The organism is Altererythrobacter sp. CAU 1644, assembly GCF_029623755.1.
GTDB lineage: Bacteria > Pseudomonadota > Alphaproteobacteria > Sphingomonadales > Sphingomonadaceae > Erythrobacter > Erythrobacter arenosus.
This window is the reverse complement of sequence record NZ_CP121106.1, coordinates 2,603,966-2,617,910: the sequence shown is the minus strand read 5'-3', so window position 1 is coordinate 2,617,910 and position 13,945 is coordinate 2,603,966. Positions and strand designations below refer to the sequence as shown.

The 13,945-nt window shown below is 62.8% G+C and carries 10 protein-coding genes; 2 read left to right on the top strand and 8 right to left on the bottom strand.

Features of this window, described 5'->3' with window-relative positions; all coding sequences use genetic code 11:
- Positions 1-35: 35 nt before the first annotated feature.
- The 6 genes from P7228_RS13025 to P7228_RS13000 all read right to left on the bottom strand — a co-directional run bounded on the left by P7228_RS13025 (position 36) and on the right by P7228_RS13000 (position 8,567).
- Positions 36-1,811 carry a tetratricopeptide repeat protein gene (locus tag P7228_RS13025; RefSeq protein WP_278015665.1) on the bottom strand — a complete coding sequence of 592 codons (1,776 nt, stop codon included), beginning with the start codon at positions 1,809-1,811 and terminating at the stop codon, positions 36-38.
- Between the two features lie 25 nt (positions 1,812-1,836).
- Positions 1,837-3,201, bottom strand: a complete 1,365-nt coding sequence (prsR, locus tag P7228_RS13020) for a PEP-CTERM-box response regulator transcription factor (protein ID WP_278015664.1) — start codon at positions 3,199-3,201, stop codon at positions 1,837-1,839.
- A complete protein-coding gene (gene prsK, locus P7228_RS13015; RefSeq protein ID WP_278015663.1) occupies positions 3,201-5,321 on the bottom strand; it encodes an XrtA/PEP-CTERM system histidine kinase PrsK in 2,121 nt (706 codons plus the stop codon). Before prsK ends, prsR begins: the two co-directional genes overlap by 1 nt.
- Positions 5,318-6,703, bottom strand: a complete 1,386-nt coding sequence (locus P7228_RS13010) for a TIGR03013 family XrtA/PEP-CTERM system glycosyltransferase (protein WP_278015662.1) — start codon at positions 6,701-6,703, stop codon at positions 5,318-5,320. The genes prsK and P7228_RS13010 overlap by 4 nt, the downstream gene beginning before the upstream one ends.
- Positions 6,704-6,827: 124 nt before the next feature.
- A complete protein-coding gene (locus tag P7228_RS13005) occupies positions 6,828-7,112 on the bottom strand; it encodes a hypothetical protein (RefSeq protein WP_278015661.1) in 285 nt (94 codons plus the stop codon).
- A gap of 66 nt (positions 7,113-7,178) precedes the next feature.
- Positions 7,179-8,567: a helix-turn-helix domain-containing protein gene (locus tag P7228_RS13000; RefSeq protein WP_278015660.1), complete on the bottom strand. Its 1,389-nt coding sequence runs from the start codon at positions 8,565-8,567 to the stop codon at positions 7,179-7,181.
- Positions 8,568-8,738: 171 nt separating this feature from the next.
- Here P7228_RS13000 and P7228_RS12995 point away from each other — a divergent pair, with 171 nt between their 5' ends.
- Together P7228_RS12995 and P7228_RS12990 are read left to right on the top strand one after the other, a co-directional pair.
- Positions 8,739-10,337, top strand: a complete 1,599-nt coding sequence (locus tag P7228_RS12995) for an isocitrate lyase (protein WP_278015659.1) — start codon at positions 8,739-8,741, stop codon at positions 10,335-10,337.
- A gap of 13 nt (positions 10,338-10,350) precedes the next feature.
- Positions 10,351-10,515: a hypothetical protein gene (locus P7228_RS12990; protein WP_278015658.1), complete on the top strand. Its 165-nt coding sequence runs from the start codon at positions 10,351-10,353 to the stop codon at positions 10,513-10,515.
- Positions 10,516-10,624: 109 nt separating this feature from the next.
- Here P7228_RS12990 and P7228_RS12985 read toward each other — a convergent pair whose 3' ends face one another.
- A complete protein-coding gene (locus tag P7228_RS12985; RefSeq protein ID WP_278015657.1) occupies positions 10,625-11,965 on the bottom strand; it encodes an amidohydrolase in 1,341 nt (446 codons plus the stop codon).
- Between the two features lie 173 nt (positions 11,966-12,138).
- On the bottom strand, positions 12,139-13,929 hold the full coding sequence (locus tag P7228_RS12980; RefSeq protein WP_347402842.1) for an SLC13 family permease: 1,791 nt from the start codon (positions 13,927-13,929) through the stop codon (positions 12,139-12,141).
- Between the last annotated feature and the right edge of the window lie 16 nt (positions 13,930-13,945).

The following is a 13,945-nucleotide window of genomic DNA, read 5'->3' as shown; positions in this document are numbered from 1 at the left end:
GCCCTGCCCTGCGCGATCGCGATTGTCGAGTGTGACTAGCGGCGCGCCCGCGCCTGCAGTTTCCTTGCTTTTTCCTCGAGCGCCTTGGCTGCGGCGGGTCGGCTAGCGTCGTGAGCCAATGACGAAGCATAGATCTGGGTGGCGCGGGCATTCATGGGCGAAATCGAATGAGCCTCGGCGGAGTATCGTCTGGCCTCGGCATCATTTCCCAGGTTTGCTGCGGCTTCGGAACGCAATGCCAACAAATTTACGTCGCGGGCCGCGCCGTGCGCGAAGGCATGATCGATGAGGAGCGCAGCGCGTTTCCAGTCCGACTTGGTGGCGCGCATCACTGCCAGCATCGCCGCTGCTTCCCCATTGCTTGGTTCGCCTCGTAGCTGCGCCGCCACCATTTGCTCAGCGGCCTCCCGATTACCGCGAGCCTTGTGTGCAGCCGCCATGCGCTTGGCCAGTGACCAGTCGCGCCGGATTTGCGCTGCCTTTGCATATCGCTCCAGGGCCCTGTCGGCGTTACCTGCGGCCAGATGCGCATCGCCTGCAAGGTTCAGGACATCGGCTGAACCCGAGTGACGCTCGACCAGGTTTTCAGCCCTGCGCACGGCCTCAGCGGCCTGTCCCGAGACGACCAAAGTACGAACCGTCGAGAAAGCTGCGTCGCCCTCCTGAGCGGTACTCTCGTCAGTCATGGTCAATGCCGCCGCTTGCAGGGCAAGCAGCCTGCCGTCTCGCGCCTTCGATGCGCGATCGAGGTACCAGGCGGCCTTGTCACGCTGGCCCAGCGCCTCATGCGAACGCGCAACGAGCAGGACGAGATAGGGTGATGCGCTAGGACGGCGCGCCAAATCCTCGAACCGATAGATCAGTTCCTTGTCACTGCCGCCGAGCGACAAGGCACGCGCGAAGAGCAATTGAGCCAGCCGATTTTGCGGTTGCAAGTCCGCGAGCCGCTCCAGCGTTTGGGCCGCACTGGCGAAATTCCCGCTCTCAAGATCGATGATGGCAGACAGCAGCATGGCCGAGGGCGCTTCGCGCTGAAGTTCGCCGCTACGCAGGAGCAAGGTCCGTGCAACATCGTATTTCCCGCCCCGAACCGCGAGCACGGCCTGGAGGTTGTCGCTGCGCCGATCGTCAGGCGCAACGCGTGCGAAATGCCGTATGCTCCTGAGCATGTCCTTCCCGGCGCCGGCATCGCCAAGGCTCGCCGCCTGCTCTGCCAGCAGCGCGCGATCTTCGGGCGCCATTTCAAGCCCCGCAGCGAACCACGGCAATGCTGCAGCGAAACCGTGGGCATCGCGGACCAATTGTCCCTTGAAGTTCAGCGCCGCTGGGTTGCGCCGATCGTGCGCGAGAGCTTTGTCCGCCGCCTCGATTGCTTGCAGTTGCTCGCCGCCACGATAGCGCAACCGGCCCACATCAACCCACAACTCCGAACTTGCTCCGCCTACGAGATATGCACGGTCGAACGCAGCACCTGCAGCGGCGAGATTTCCTTCCGCCAGCTCGAGCCGTCCGAGCATGTGATAGCCATGCGCGCGGCTCGCTTCGGCAAACTCGCCCGGCCCCAGCCACTGGCGCGCGCCCTTAAGATCGCCCTGCAACAGATCGGCCTCGCCCAGATAGGCGGCAAGATCGAGGCGGGAAGCTGCCTCCCCCTCAAGGGCATCAAGCAGAACGGTTTCGGCCCCCAGGCCGTTGCCAGCGGCCAGTTCCTGGCGCGCCTTCTCGAGCGGTGAAACGACCTCCGGGTTCTCGGTACAAGCCGCCAATAGACAGGCGAGCGCAAGGCCAAGCGTCCGCAAGGCTCCAGCCATCGAGATCGCAGACCGAAGTGAGGTTTCAGCCCTGCAAGTCATACTGTTTGAGCAGGTCGTACAGCGTCGGCCTGCTGATCCCGAGCATCTTGGCCGTGTTCGAGATATTGCCTTCGCTGCGCGCCAGAGCATGGCGGATCAGGCGGCGGTCCGACTGTTCGCGGGCGCTCTTCAGGTTGAGCGCGCAGGGCTGGTCTTCTTCCTCGACCTCAAAGTCGAGATCGACAGCCGAGACCATCTTCCCTTCCGACATGATCACGGCCCGCTTGACCCGGTTTTCCAGTTCGCGGACGTTGCCCGGCCAGTTCCAGCCATCGATCGCCGACAGGGCGTCGGGCGCAAACCCCTTGATCTGTGGGTTGAACTCACCGGCAAAGCGCTTGAGGAAGGCCTTCGCGAGCAGGACCGCATCGCCGGGCCGCTCCGCCAAAGTCGGAATGCGGACAACGATTTCGGCGAGGCGATAGAACAGGTCTTCGCGGAACGTACCTTCGCCAATCATGGCTTCGAGGTCCTGGTGCGTGGCGCAGACGATGCGCGTGTCGACTGCAATTTCCTTGCGCCCCCCGATCCGCTCGATCTTGCGCTCCTGCAGGAAGCGCAGCAGCTTGACCTGCAGGGGGAGCGGGATGTCGCCGACCTCGTCGAGAAACAGTGTGCCGCCGTGCGCACTCTCGATCTTGCCCTCTGTGGTCTTGACCGCGCCAGTAAAGGCGCCCTTCTCATGGCCGAACAACTCGCTCTCGAGCAGGTTTTCCGGGATCGCGGCGCAATTGATCGCGATGAATGGGCCGTCGCGGCGTTCGCTTGCATCATGGACGCCGCGTGCCAGCAGTTCCTTGCCGGTGCCGCTTGCACCCAGGAGCATCACCGAAACATTGGTGTTGGCAACGCGCTCGATCGTCCGCGCGACCTTCGCCATCTCAGGAGCGGCGGTGATCAGATTGCCGAGGACGGTCTTCTCTTCACCAACCTTTTCGGTCAGCCGGCGGTTTTCTTCCTCGATCTGGTGGAGGTTGAACGCTCGCCGGACGATCAGGCCCAGCGCCTCGATGTCGACCGGCTTCTGGTAGAAATCGTAGGCACCTCGCGCGATGGCGTCGAGCGCGCTTTCACGCGCGCCATGACCGGAGGCAACGATCACCTTGGTGTCGGGCTTCAGCTCCATGATCGCGTCTAGCACCGCGAAGCCCTCACTCGTTCCGTCCGGGTCGGGCGGCAACCCAAGGTCCAGCGTGACCACGGCCGGCTCGTGCGCGCGCAACGCGGCGATCGCGCTTTCGCGATCCAGCGCCGGTACGACCTCGAAATCGTCATAGGCCCATTTGAGCTGCGCCTGCAGGCCCTCGTCATCCTCGACCACCAACAGGACGGGTTTCTTGTCAGCCATCACGCTACCTCACTGTCATTGTTTGTGCCGCTCGCCTGAATCTGTGCCGCTGCCTCGAGCGGCAGGCACGCCATGAACCGGGTGCCGATGCCTTCGCGCGACTCCACCTTGAGCCGCCCTCCCATTGCCCTGATCAGTTCGCGCGCTTCGAATGCGCCGATGCCGAAACCTCCGTCTTTCGAGGATACGAACGGCTTGAACAGGCCATTACGGATAAACTGCGGCGACATCCCGCCGCCGGAATCGATGATCTCAAGGCAACCTAGCGTTCCGTCGCTGACCACGTTGACGTAGATCGGCGCGCCGTCGGCACTCGCATCGATCGCATTCTGCAACAGGTGCGTCAGCGACTGGTCGAGCGCTTCGCGATTGGCGAGGACGAGGACCGGGTTGGCCTGGGCAACCGTCACCGAATGCTGGCGGGCGTATTTGGCGACGAGGTCGCGGGCGAACGCATCGAGTGCCAGCGGCTCGCGGGCATCGACCTGCCCCGCCCCATAGCGCCCGAGCCGCTTGAGCAGTGCATTGAGCTTGTCACCGCTGTTGCGCAGCGTGACCAGCATGTCGGCGCGGAACTCTGGGTTGTCGGCGTGCTTCTCGGCATTGCGCGCCAGCAAGGTGACCTGGCTGGCAAGGTTCTTGATGTCATGCATCACGAAGGCGATGCGGCGATTGAACTCGTCGAAGCGGCTTGCCTCCATCAGCGCCTGTTGCCCGGCGCGCTCGGCGAGATAGCTCGCCAATTGGCGACCGACGACGCGCAGGAGGTCAAAGTCCTCCCAATCGAGGCTGCGATGGGCCGCAGGACGCGCCAGGACGATCGCGCCCACGAGGCGTTCGAAGTGAAGCAGAGGAACGACTGCCCAGGCGCGCGGCTCGTCCAGCATCCAGGCGGGGACGAACGGGATCTGGTCTTCTTCGCCAAGCCGTGCGCGGGCTTCGTCGAGGTCGAGGATGAACTCTTGTTCCTCGAGCATGGACGACAGGGCTGCACAGGCAGCCACGGCGGGCACCTCGAGCGAGGGCCATTTCCAGTGTTCCACCAGCTCAAGCTCGACCTCTTCATTGGGTGCGAGCAGCAAACCTGCCGGGCTGTCGGTGATATCCGCAATCGCCCTGATCGCACGTTCCTCGAAGCTTTCGCCGTTCGCTCCGCCGCGCCCGATGGTGGCATTGAACCGCAGCCATTCCTGCCGGTAGTCGTAGCGATGCTGGAACAGGTGCTTGGTAGCCGTAACTTTCAGCCAACCGCGCAGACGCGGCGATGGCAACCACAGGATGGTGGCGATGGTGGCGGCAACGACGAACCCGACCTGCGTAAAGCGCGCAAAGTCGCCGCCCAGCATGGCGATCGAGCGCGTCATCAGCATCATCAGCAGGAGATAGGCGCCGATCAACAGCAGCGAGAGCGTCTGGAAAGCGACCGCCCGCGACGGTCGGAATTGCAGGCCGGCGGCGGTCGCGCTGCTGCCCAATGCCAGCGGAAGAATCAGTACTGCGGCGGCAAGCCCCCTGATCGCCTCGAGCAGGGCCGGATGCTGACCACCCAGATAGCCCACGGTGAAGAAGTTGAGGTCGAACGCCCAGAAGCCGCCTACCGCGATAGTGCTCCACCGCAGCAGTTCGCGCGATGGCTTGGCTGCGCCCGCGTAGAGGTTGTGGAGCAGCATCAGCCCGCCGATCGCCACCAGCATTCGCAGCGCGGCGGAAATCTGATTGGTCAGGGCATCGATCTGCGGGGTGATCGCAAACCTGTGTTCGACCAGCAGCAGCACGGGCTGCAGGCATTCGACGAACAGCAGAGCGACGACCACGGGGCGAACCTGTCGCACGCTCTCGTCGCGCCCGTCGTTGCCGAAAAGGCGGAACAGCAGGAAGATCCAGGCGAGATTGCGCGCAATTTCCGCTACCTCGGCGATTATTGCGTCAGGCCCGAAGGCAGCGCTGAGCAGGCACCAGATTCCGGTGGTGAGGCCTGCCGCAATGGTTGCCGTGCGGTCGTGTCGGTTGCGGTCGCCGTGCGTCGCGATCCACCAGACCCCGATCGTACAGGCGATGGCCCCGGCCAGATGGCCAAGAAACCCGATGAAAGGGAGAAAAGGCCAGTTAGCGAGGTTCATCGCGCACCCTCAGGCCAAAGGATCACGCGAACTGTCTGGAGCAGCACCACGAGGTCGAGGAACGGCGTGTAGTTCTTGGCGTAGTAGAGATCGTATTCGAGCTTCTTGCGCGAATCCTCGATCGAAGCCCCGTAGGGATAGTTGATCTGCGCCCAACCGGTAATGCCCGGCTTCACCATGTGGCGTTCGGCGTAATAGGGCAGCTTGTCTTCGAGATCGGCAACGAAGCTGGGAACCTCCGGCCGCGGCCCGACGAAACTCATTTCTCCCTTGAGCACGCTCCAGGTCTGCGGAAGCTCGTCGATCCGGACCTTGCGGATGAGGCGCCCGACCCTGGTGATGCGCGGATCATTCTCCTGCGCCCACTGCGCGCCGTTCTTCTCTGCATCGGTGCGCATTGAGCGCAGCTTGATGAGATTGAAGGTTTGACCGTAGAGCCCGATCCGTTCCTGCCGGAAGAATGCCGGGCCCTTGCTGTCCAGTTTGACGATGATCGCGAACAGCACGATCACGGGGAGTGTCAGGACAAGCAGCAATAGGCTCGCCACGATGTCGAATACGCGCTTGGCCGCACTCGACAATATGCGGCTGGATGAGAAGCCGTCGGAGAAGATCAGCCAGCTTGGGTTGACCGTATCGAGGTCGACCCGCCCCGTTTCGCGCTCGAGAAAACTCGAAAAGTCGTTCACGTGGACGCCCTTGGTCTTCATCCGCAGGAGATCCTTGAGCGGCAGCGAGTTGCGGCGTTCCTGCAGGGCCAGAACCACCTCGCTTACACCCAGATTTTCGACGAAACGGCCGAGATCGTGAATCGCATCGCGCGCAATTGCCTCCTCGACCACCTTGTCGGTGTCGCTCAGCGAGATGAATGAGACGATTGCAAAGCCGCTCTCAGGACGATCCCCGAGTTCGCGCAGGCGCCGGGCTCTTTCGCCCGAACCGAGGACCATGACCCGGCGGCGGAATGCCGAAGATCCGAGGAAATTGGTGAGGAACAACCGGTCCGCGACCATGAAGGCGATGGTCAGGAACATGGTGTAGAACAGCGTCGAGCGCCAGAAGGTCTGCTGGGCAAGGACGAACTCGACAAATGCGAGCAGGATGATCGCCAGGCTGATCGCCACCAGCAGGCGCGCGCCCGCATAACGCAAGGATCGCAGCGAATGCGGGCCGTAGACTCCGACCGATATCATCGCCAGCCAAACGACCAGCGCAGATGCCGTCACCGCGACCCAGCGCTCGGTGAATTGCCCCGCATCCATCCCGATCTGGTCGGCGCGAATCTGCCACGCCAACTCGCCCGCCAGGACGAGCAGTCCCAGGTCGAGCAAGCCCAGCAGTACCACCGCATGCGGGATATAATGTTTGAACAGACGGATCATTCGTCCTTGTCTCGCCGAAATCGCTATTCCGGCTGGGTCTAAGGACGAGAAATGAAATGTCGGTAAATTTTACAGCGTGCTCGCGAGCCGCCGGATTCAGCGGCTCGCGAGGCTTAACGGATGGTTATTGGCCGTCGGTGACTTCGCTTGCGACGTCCTCGACCGCATCGCCGGCCTGCTGGGCGGCATCGCCGACCTGATTGGCGGCTTCCGCAACAGCGTTATCCTTGGCAATCTCGGCCCCGCTCGTCTGGCTGAAGAACCAGACGCCGACCGCGACCAATACGAGCAGAACGAGCACCAACAGCATGGTGCCGCCGCCCTTGCTGCTTTCGCCAGTGTTCACGGTGCGAGTAGTCGTGGTCGAGCCATCGGCATTCTCGGTGGTGGTGATACGTTCTTCGGTCATGATGTTCCTCCGTAATGCGGGAAGAAACGCCACAATCTCGCCGCAGTTCCCCGATTACCGGGCACCTCAGAGGGGCTGAAACTCGAACGGAGTGAGCCCGCGAACGATTCGATCGATGTGCAAAGGCAGGCCCCGGGGTGGCAGCGAGCGCTGCCGACAGCCTAGGATCTGGCATCTCGCGCAGCCCATCCCGATCGGCTGCGCGCCGGCCTCGTCGAGCCGTTCGCCCTTGGTAGCGGCAAGGTCCCCCGCGAGCCTCGCCTCGACCCCGAGGATGATCGCAAAGCGCGCCTCCCCCGTGGCGCCAGAGGCCTCCACGGTGCGCGCCATCGTAAACCAGTGGGCCGGCCCCGCGTCGGCGCCGTCGACCATAACCGCCTGGACGCATAGTTCCCCGCGGCGTTCGAACGCCTCATGCGCGATCCACAAGGGGCAGCTGGCTTCGCTTTCGAGGATCGTGGCCCCGCTCGCACCCGAGAAACGCTTCGAGAACTGTCCGGCCCGGTCGACCCTCGCCATGAAGAAGGGCAACCCCCGTTGTCCGACCCGCTGGAGCGTAGTGAGGCGATGTGCGACCTGCTCGAAACTGGTTCCGAAGCGACGTTGCAGGACAGTGAGGTCATACCCCGTCTGGTCGCAAGCGCGCAGGAAGCGGCCATAGGGCATGAGCAGGGCCGCCGCGACGTAGCCCGTCAAATGCCGCTCGAACAATTGCCGGGCTGATGCATCGGTCAGTTGCGCACCCGCAACGAGATTATCAATCGCCTCGCGCTGTTCGAGTTGTGCGATTTGCAGGGCAATCTGGAAATTGCGCGAAGAACGGTCGAGCATCTCGGAAAGCTGGAGCTGGCGGGCATGAAGATCGAGCCGCCGGATCGCGCCGGGCATGACGTCGAGCGGCAGGATGCGCACCGACAGCTGGTGCTTCTCCCGCAATCGCTCGGTGAGAGCGGCATCGATATCGCTGCGCGACAGGCGCATTTCGTCCGCTAACTGCTCGGCGGCATGGTCCAGATCGGCAAAATGGTTGCGCCAGCGCTCGATTTCCCGGCGCGAGGCCGACAGGGCGTCGTCGCCGCCTGCTGCGGTGCTGCCGGGGGCTGCATTGTCGTAAAGCCGCGCAAATGCGGCGGCGGCCTGCGGTGTGGTCGCCAGGAACTCGCTGACCTCGTCACGGTCGATGCCGAGGTCGGAAAATCGCTCGTCTGCCAGGCGCCGTGCCAGCCCCTCGACTCCGCCGATCGCCTCTTCTTCGCGCAAGTTACGTGGGTCGAAATCGAATTGCTCGATCACTTGCACGAGAACACGCGCCGAAAGTGGCCGCTGGTTACGCTCGATCAGGTTGAGGTAACTCGGCGATATTCCGAGCGTTGCGGCCATGCCGGCTTGCGTCATGCCCTCGCGCTTGCGAAGTCGGCGCAGCGCTGGTCCAGCAAAGATCGAACCATCGACCACAGGCATCTCCTCGATAAGCTCGTTTGTAAATATATTTACATATTCACACGTGTAAAGTGGAATTGAGCCTCATATAGACAACAAAGTTTGTAATTTTCTCTATCGAGAATCGATCCGCGCCCGCATTCTCCAAGGGCAAGGGGCACCTCCCCGCCCAGTAGGAGAATTCAAGTGACGTACCAGGCCACCATCAACCAGTTCCGCCAAACGATCGAAGGCAATGGCGCTTCGTGGAAAGCGGTCGATCCGGAAAGCGCGGCTCGCATGGCGATCCAGAACCGCTTCCCCACTGGCCTCGACATCGCGAAATACACCGCGAAGATCATGCGCGCCGACATGGAGGCCTATGATCGCGACCCGGCCAACTACACGCAGTCGCTGGGGTGCTGGCATGGTTTCATCGCGCAGCAGAAGATGATCTCCATCAAGAAGCATTTCGGCAGCACCAAACAGCGTTACCTCTACCTCTCGGGGTGGATGATTGCCGCGCTGCGGAGCGAATTCGGCCCCCTGCCGGACCAGTCGATGCACGAGAAGACCAGCGTTCCGGCGCTGATCGAGGAGCTCTACACCTTCCTGCGCCAGGCCGACGCGCGCGAACTCGGCATGATGTTCCGCGACCTCGACCAGGCTCGGGGACGCGGCGACGAAGTCGAAGCCAAGCGGATCGAACAGGCGATCGACAACTATGAAACGCATGTCGTTCCGATCATTGCCGATATCGACGCCGGTTTCGGCAATGCCGAAGCGACCTACCTGCTCGCCAAGAAAATGGTCGAGGCGGGTGCCTGTGCCATCCAGATCGAAAACCAGGTGTCGGACGAAAAGCAGTGCGGCCACCAGGACGGCAAGGTCACTGTTCCGCACGAGGACTTCCTGCAGAAGATCCGCGCGATCCGCCATGCCTTCCTCGAACTGGGTGTCGAAGACGGCATCATCGTCGCACGCACCGACTCGCTGGGGGCCGGGCTGACCAAGCAGATCGCATTCTCGCAGGAGCCGGGCGACCTGGGCGACCAGTACAACGCCTTCCTCGATGCCGATCCGGTCGATCCGGCGAACATTTCGAACGGCCAGGTCTTCATCAGCCGCGACGGCCAGTTGCTGGCACCGAAGCGCCTGCCGTCCAACCTCTACCAGTTCCGCCCGGGCACCGGGGAGGATCGCTGCGTGCTCGATTGCATCACTTCGCTCCAGAACGGCGCGGACCTGCTGTGGATCGAAACCGAGAAGCCGCACATCGATCAGATCGCGGGCATGGTTGACCGCATCCGCGAGGTGATCCCCAACGCCAAGCTCGTCTACAACAACTCGCCCAGCTTCAACTGGACCCTCAACTTCCGCCAGCAAGTCTATGATGCATGGGCAGAAGCTGGTCAGGACGTCTCCGCCTACGAGCGCGACAAGCTGATGAGTGTCGACTATGACGGGACCGAGCTTGCCGCCGAAGCTGACGAGAAGATCCGCACCTTCCAGCGCGATGCTGCGAAGCGCGCCGGCATCTTCCACCACCTGATCACGCTGCCGACCTATCACACGGCCGCGCTGAGCACCGACAATCTCGCCAAGGAATATTTCGGCGAGCAAGCGATGCTCGGTTACGTCAAGAACGTGCAGCGCCAGGAAATCCGCCAGGGTATCGCCTGCGTGAAGCACCAGAACATGGCCGGATCGGACATCGGCGACGATCACAAGGAATACTTTGCCGGGGAAGCTGCCCTGAAGGCCGGCGGCAAGGACAACACCATGAACCAGTTCGAAGCAGCGTAAGGAGAGAGACGCCATGCCTACCGACGCCAAGGAACCAGGCCGCGCCCGCGCCCTGCTCTCCACCGCCGACTTCAAACTGCTGCGCCGCGCGCTCGAAAGCCATGCCAAGGCAACCGAGGATCGTGACGAACTCGCCAAGATCAACGCGCTGCACCACCGGCTCGGCACCTACACCTGAGCGCCTGAGCCACCCAATTACCGGTCTCCTGGGGAGGAGAGTACGGCCGTCGGAGCACCCCCAATGCTCCGGCGGCCGTCAATTTTTCCGAGCCGGAAATTTGGTGTGTTCAGCCTCCGCTGCGCGGCATCAATTCGAGCGCTGCACCGGCAAGCGCTTCGGCCCCGGTCGCTATCACCTTCTCCGCATCGGGCGCCCAGAAGGGCGAATGGAGCGATGGCAACGGCTTGCCCTCCTCCTTGAGCGCAGTGAGCATCTCGTCGGGCGTCCCGCTGATCCAGAAGATCATCGACTTCACGTCGTCGGGCGCAGCGCGCCGGAACTGGCTGAAGTCCTCGCCGCCCATCACTGCCGGCCATTGGATGACCCGGTCCTCTCCGAAGCGTGCCCTGAAGGCGGCGGCGCGTTCCTCGCTGAAGCCGGGATCGTTATAGGTCGAGGGCGTATAGGGTTCCTCGACCGTCACCTCGGGCATGAGCTCTTCTGGCAGGCCCGCCGTGATCGCCTCGCCCCGCGCCACCCGGCGGATACCGTCGAGCAACAGCTGGCGGCTCTCGTCCGAATAGCTGCGTACGGTCAGCTGCAGCTTCGCCTCGTCCGAGATGATGTTGTGCTTCGCCCCTGCATGGAAGCTGCCCACGGTGATCACCGCCGGATCGAGCGGCGAGGAGTTGCGGCTCACCACCGTCTGCAGTTTCATCACGATCGAGCTGGCGAGTACCACGGGGTCAACCGTGGTGTGCGGATAAGCACCATGCCCGCCGATCCCCTTCACATGGATGTCCACGCTGTCGACATTGGCCAGCGCATAGCCCGGCGTGTAGCCGATCGTTCCCGCCGGAGCGGGCGCGGCTGCATCGTGGAAGGCGAGGACGTATTCGGGCTTGGGGAAACGGGTGTAGAGACCGTCTTCGAGCATGGCGATGGCGCCAAGGCCCAGTTCCTCGGCCGGCTGCAGGATCATCACCAGCGTCCCCTGCCATTCATCCTTGCGCTCGGCCAGCAGTCGTGCCGCCCCGATGAAACCGGTCATATGGGTATCGTGGCCGCAGGCGTGCATAACACCGGTGGTGACCCCGCTGGCGGGCGTCGCCATGACCTTGCTCGCAAAAGGCAGGCCCGTCTGTTCGATCACCGGCAAGCCATCCATGTCGGCGCGCAGCATGACCACCGGACCATCGCCGTTGCGCATGACCGAGACGACCCCGGTTTGTCCGACGCCTTCGGTCACCTCGAAGCCCAGTTCGCGCATGATCTTGGCCAGCTTGGCCGCGGTCTTGTGCTCTTCGAAGCTGAGTTCGGGATTGGCATGGAGATCGCGATAGAGCTCCATCAGGGCAGGCATGTCTGCGGCCAGATCTTCACGCAGATCGCCTGCTTGCGCGGGGACGGATGCGGCCAGCGCCAATCCCAATGCTGCCAGCGATGTCGTGATTTGCCTTGCGCTCATCGTCTATCTCTCCTCGGTAATTCCTACAGGATGGAACACATGGAACACGGTCCATGTCTTGAAAATCTGCCGGGCGACAAGCGCGATAAAGCGCCGCACCCCGCCGCCGATCTTGGCCTCAAACTCATCGGGCGAATTTGCCAGCCGCCGGTGGAGTAGGAAAGCCCACCCCCTCACATCCCATAGTTCACGGCGAGCAGGAACGAGAGGCTCACCACCATGATCAGGACCAGGGGCACGCCGGTGCGGATATAGTCCTTAAACTGATATCCCCCCTCCCCCATGATCAGCATGTTCGTCTGGTAGGCGATCGGGGTCGCGTAGCAGAGGTTGCAGCCGAACAGCACGGCCAGAACCAGCGGTTCTGCCGGCAGGCCGAGCTGCTTGGCGATGCTGAAGGCGATTGGCGTCCCGACCGTTGCGGCGGTCGCATTCGAGGCGAAATTGGTCAGCACGGTCACGAACAACATGACGGCCGCCACCACCGCTGCGGGTGGCAGGAATTGCAGGCCATAGCCCATCATCTGCCCCAGCCATGCCGCCGCCCCGCTATCGTCGATAATCCGCCCGATCGCGATACTCGCAGCCACCAGCACGATGACCTGGCCGGACAGGGCCCGGCCCACCCGGTCGAATTTCACGCAGCCGGTCAGGAACATCAGGATCGCGCCGGCCAGCGCCGAAATCGCAATCGGGAAGATGCCGACCGAGGCGGTGAACACCGCCACCCCCATGATGACAGCGGACAGCAGGGCCTTGGACTTGCGCGGTAGCTCACGCGCACCTTCGAGCATCAGCAGGCTGTCGCTGCGGGCGAAGACCTGCACATCCTCCGGCAAGCCCATCACCAGCAAAACGTCGCCTTCCGCGATGCGCAGGTCGCCGCCTTCGCTGTACTGGTCGCGCTCCCCGATAAGCCGTTCGGGGCGATGGATGCCGAGCACGGCAACGCCGTGCAGATCGGCGATTCCGGAGGTGGGAAGCGTGCGATTGATCAGCCGCGAATCTGCCGTGACGGTCATTTCGACCACCAGGATATCGAGCGACCGGGCCGAGGATTCGCGCCGGATTCGGTCGAGCACCCAGCTCGGCGCAAGCTCGCCCTTGAGCACACGCACTGCATCCTCGAGCGCTTCATGCGTTCCCGAGATATGGATGCGCTGCTGTGGCTGGATCGGACCGGCCAGTTCGTCATGGAACCTGATATCGGTCGGCAGGCGCGGCAGGATCGCCGATACTTCCTCGCCGATCATGCTGCTGTCGCCGGCAACCCTCAGCCGGGTATGAAACCGGCGCCGCTCGGACGCATCCGCGACGCTGTTGTCCGGCAGCATGCGCGGCATCACCAACCAGAGATAGGGCAATGCTACGAGAGAGGCCATCAGCACTATCGGTGTGAAATGGAACACGCCCATTTCGGGCATTCCCAGATCCACCGCTATCGAAACCACCAGGATGTTGGTCGATGTGCCGATTGTCGTTGCAAGACCTCCCAGCAATGATGCGGCATTCAACGGTATGAGAGTCTTGGAAACAGGCATTGCGCCACGCTGCGCCAGTGCGACGAAAATCGGGATCATCAACACAAGTACTGGCGTGTTGTTCACGAACATAGAGAAGACGAATGCGATCAGGAGCGAGACCAACAGGCCAAGCTGCAGATTCATCTTGAATACACGCTCGAGGAAATGAGCTGCCGGTTCGAGCGCGCCCGTCACGACCAGCCCCCTGCCCATCACCATCAGCGCGCAGATCGTGATCAGCGCCGGGTGTCCGAATCCGCCGAAGGCCAGTTCCAGGCCATCGACTTCCTTGGTGCCTTCGAGTGGGAAGAAATAGAGACCGACCGCGATGACCGCGATCGTCAGCAGCGAGATGATCTCGATCGACATCCGTCCGCGGACGAAGCCAACGAACATGGCGATGGTGACCACCATCGCTGCGATCGCGTGGAAGGATGGCATCTCCAGCATCTACGCG

Excerpts from the sequence above, each read along its gene's own strand:
- P7228_RS13025 (WP_278015665.1), bottom strand. The coding sequence starts at position 1,811 with ATGGCTGGAGCCTTGCGGACGCTTGGCCTTGCGCTCGCCTGTCTATTG.
- prsR (WP_278015664.1), bottom strand. The coding sequence starts at position 3,201 with ATGGCTGACAAGAAACCCGTCCTGTTGGTGGTCGAGGATGACGAGGGC.
- prsK (WP_278015663.1), bottom strand. The coding sequence starts at position 5,321 with ATGAACCTCGCTAACTGGCCTTTTCTCCCTTTCATCGGGTTTCTTGGC.
- P7228_RS13010 (WP_278015662.1), bottom strand. The coding sequence starts at position 6,703 with ATGATCCGTCTGTTCAAACATTATATCCCGCATGCGGTGGTACTGCTG.
- P7228_RS13005 (WP_278015661.1), bottom strand. The coding sequence starts at position 7,112 with ATGACCGAAGAACGTATCACCACCACCGAGAATGCCGATGGCTCGACC.
- P7228_RS12990 (WP_278015658.1), top strand. The coding sequence starts at position 10,351 with ATGCCTACCGACGCCAAGGAACCAGGCCGCGCCCGCGCCCTGCTCTCC.
- P7228_RS12985 (WP_278015657.1), bottom strand. The coding sequence starts at position 11,965 with ATGAGCGCAAGGCAAATCACGACATCGCTGGCAGCATTGGGATTGGCG.
- P7228_RS12980 (WP_347402842.1), bottom strand. The coding sequence starts at position 13,929 with ATGCCATCCTTCCACGCGATCGCAGCGATGGTGGTCACCATCGCCATG.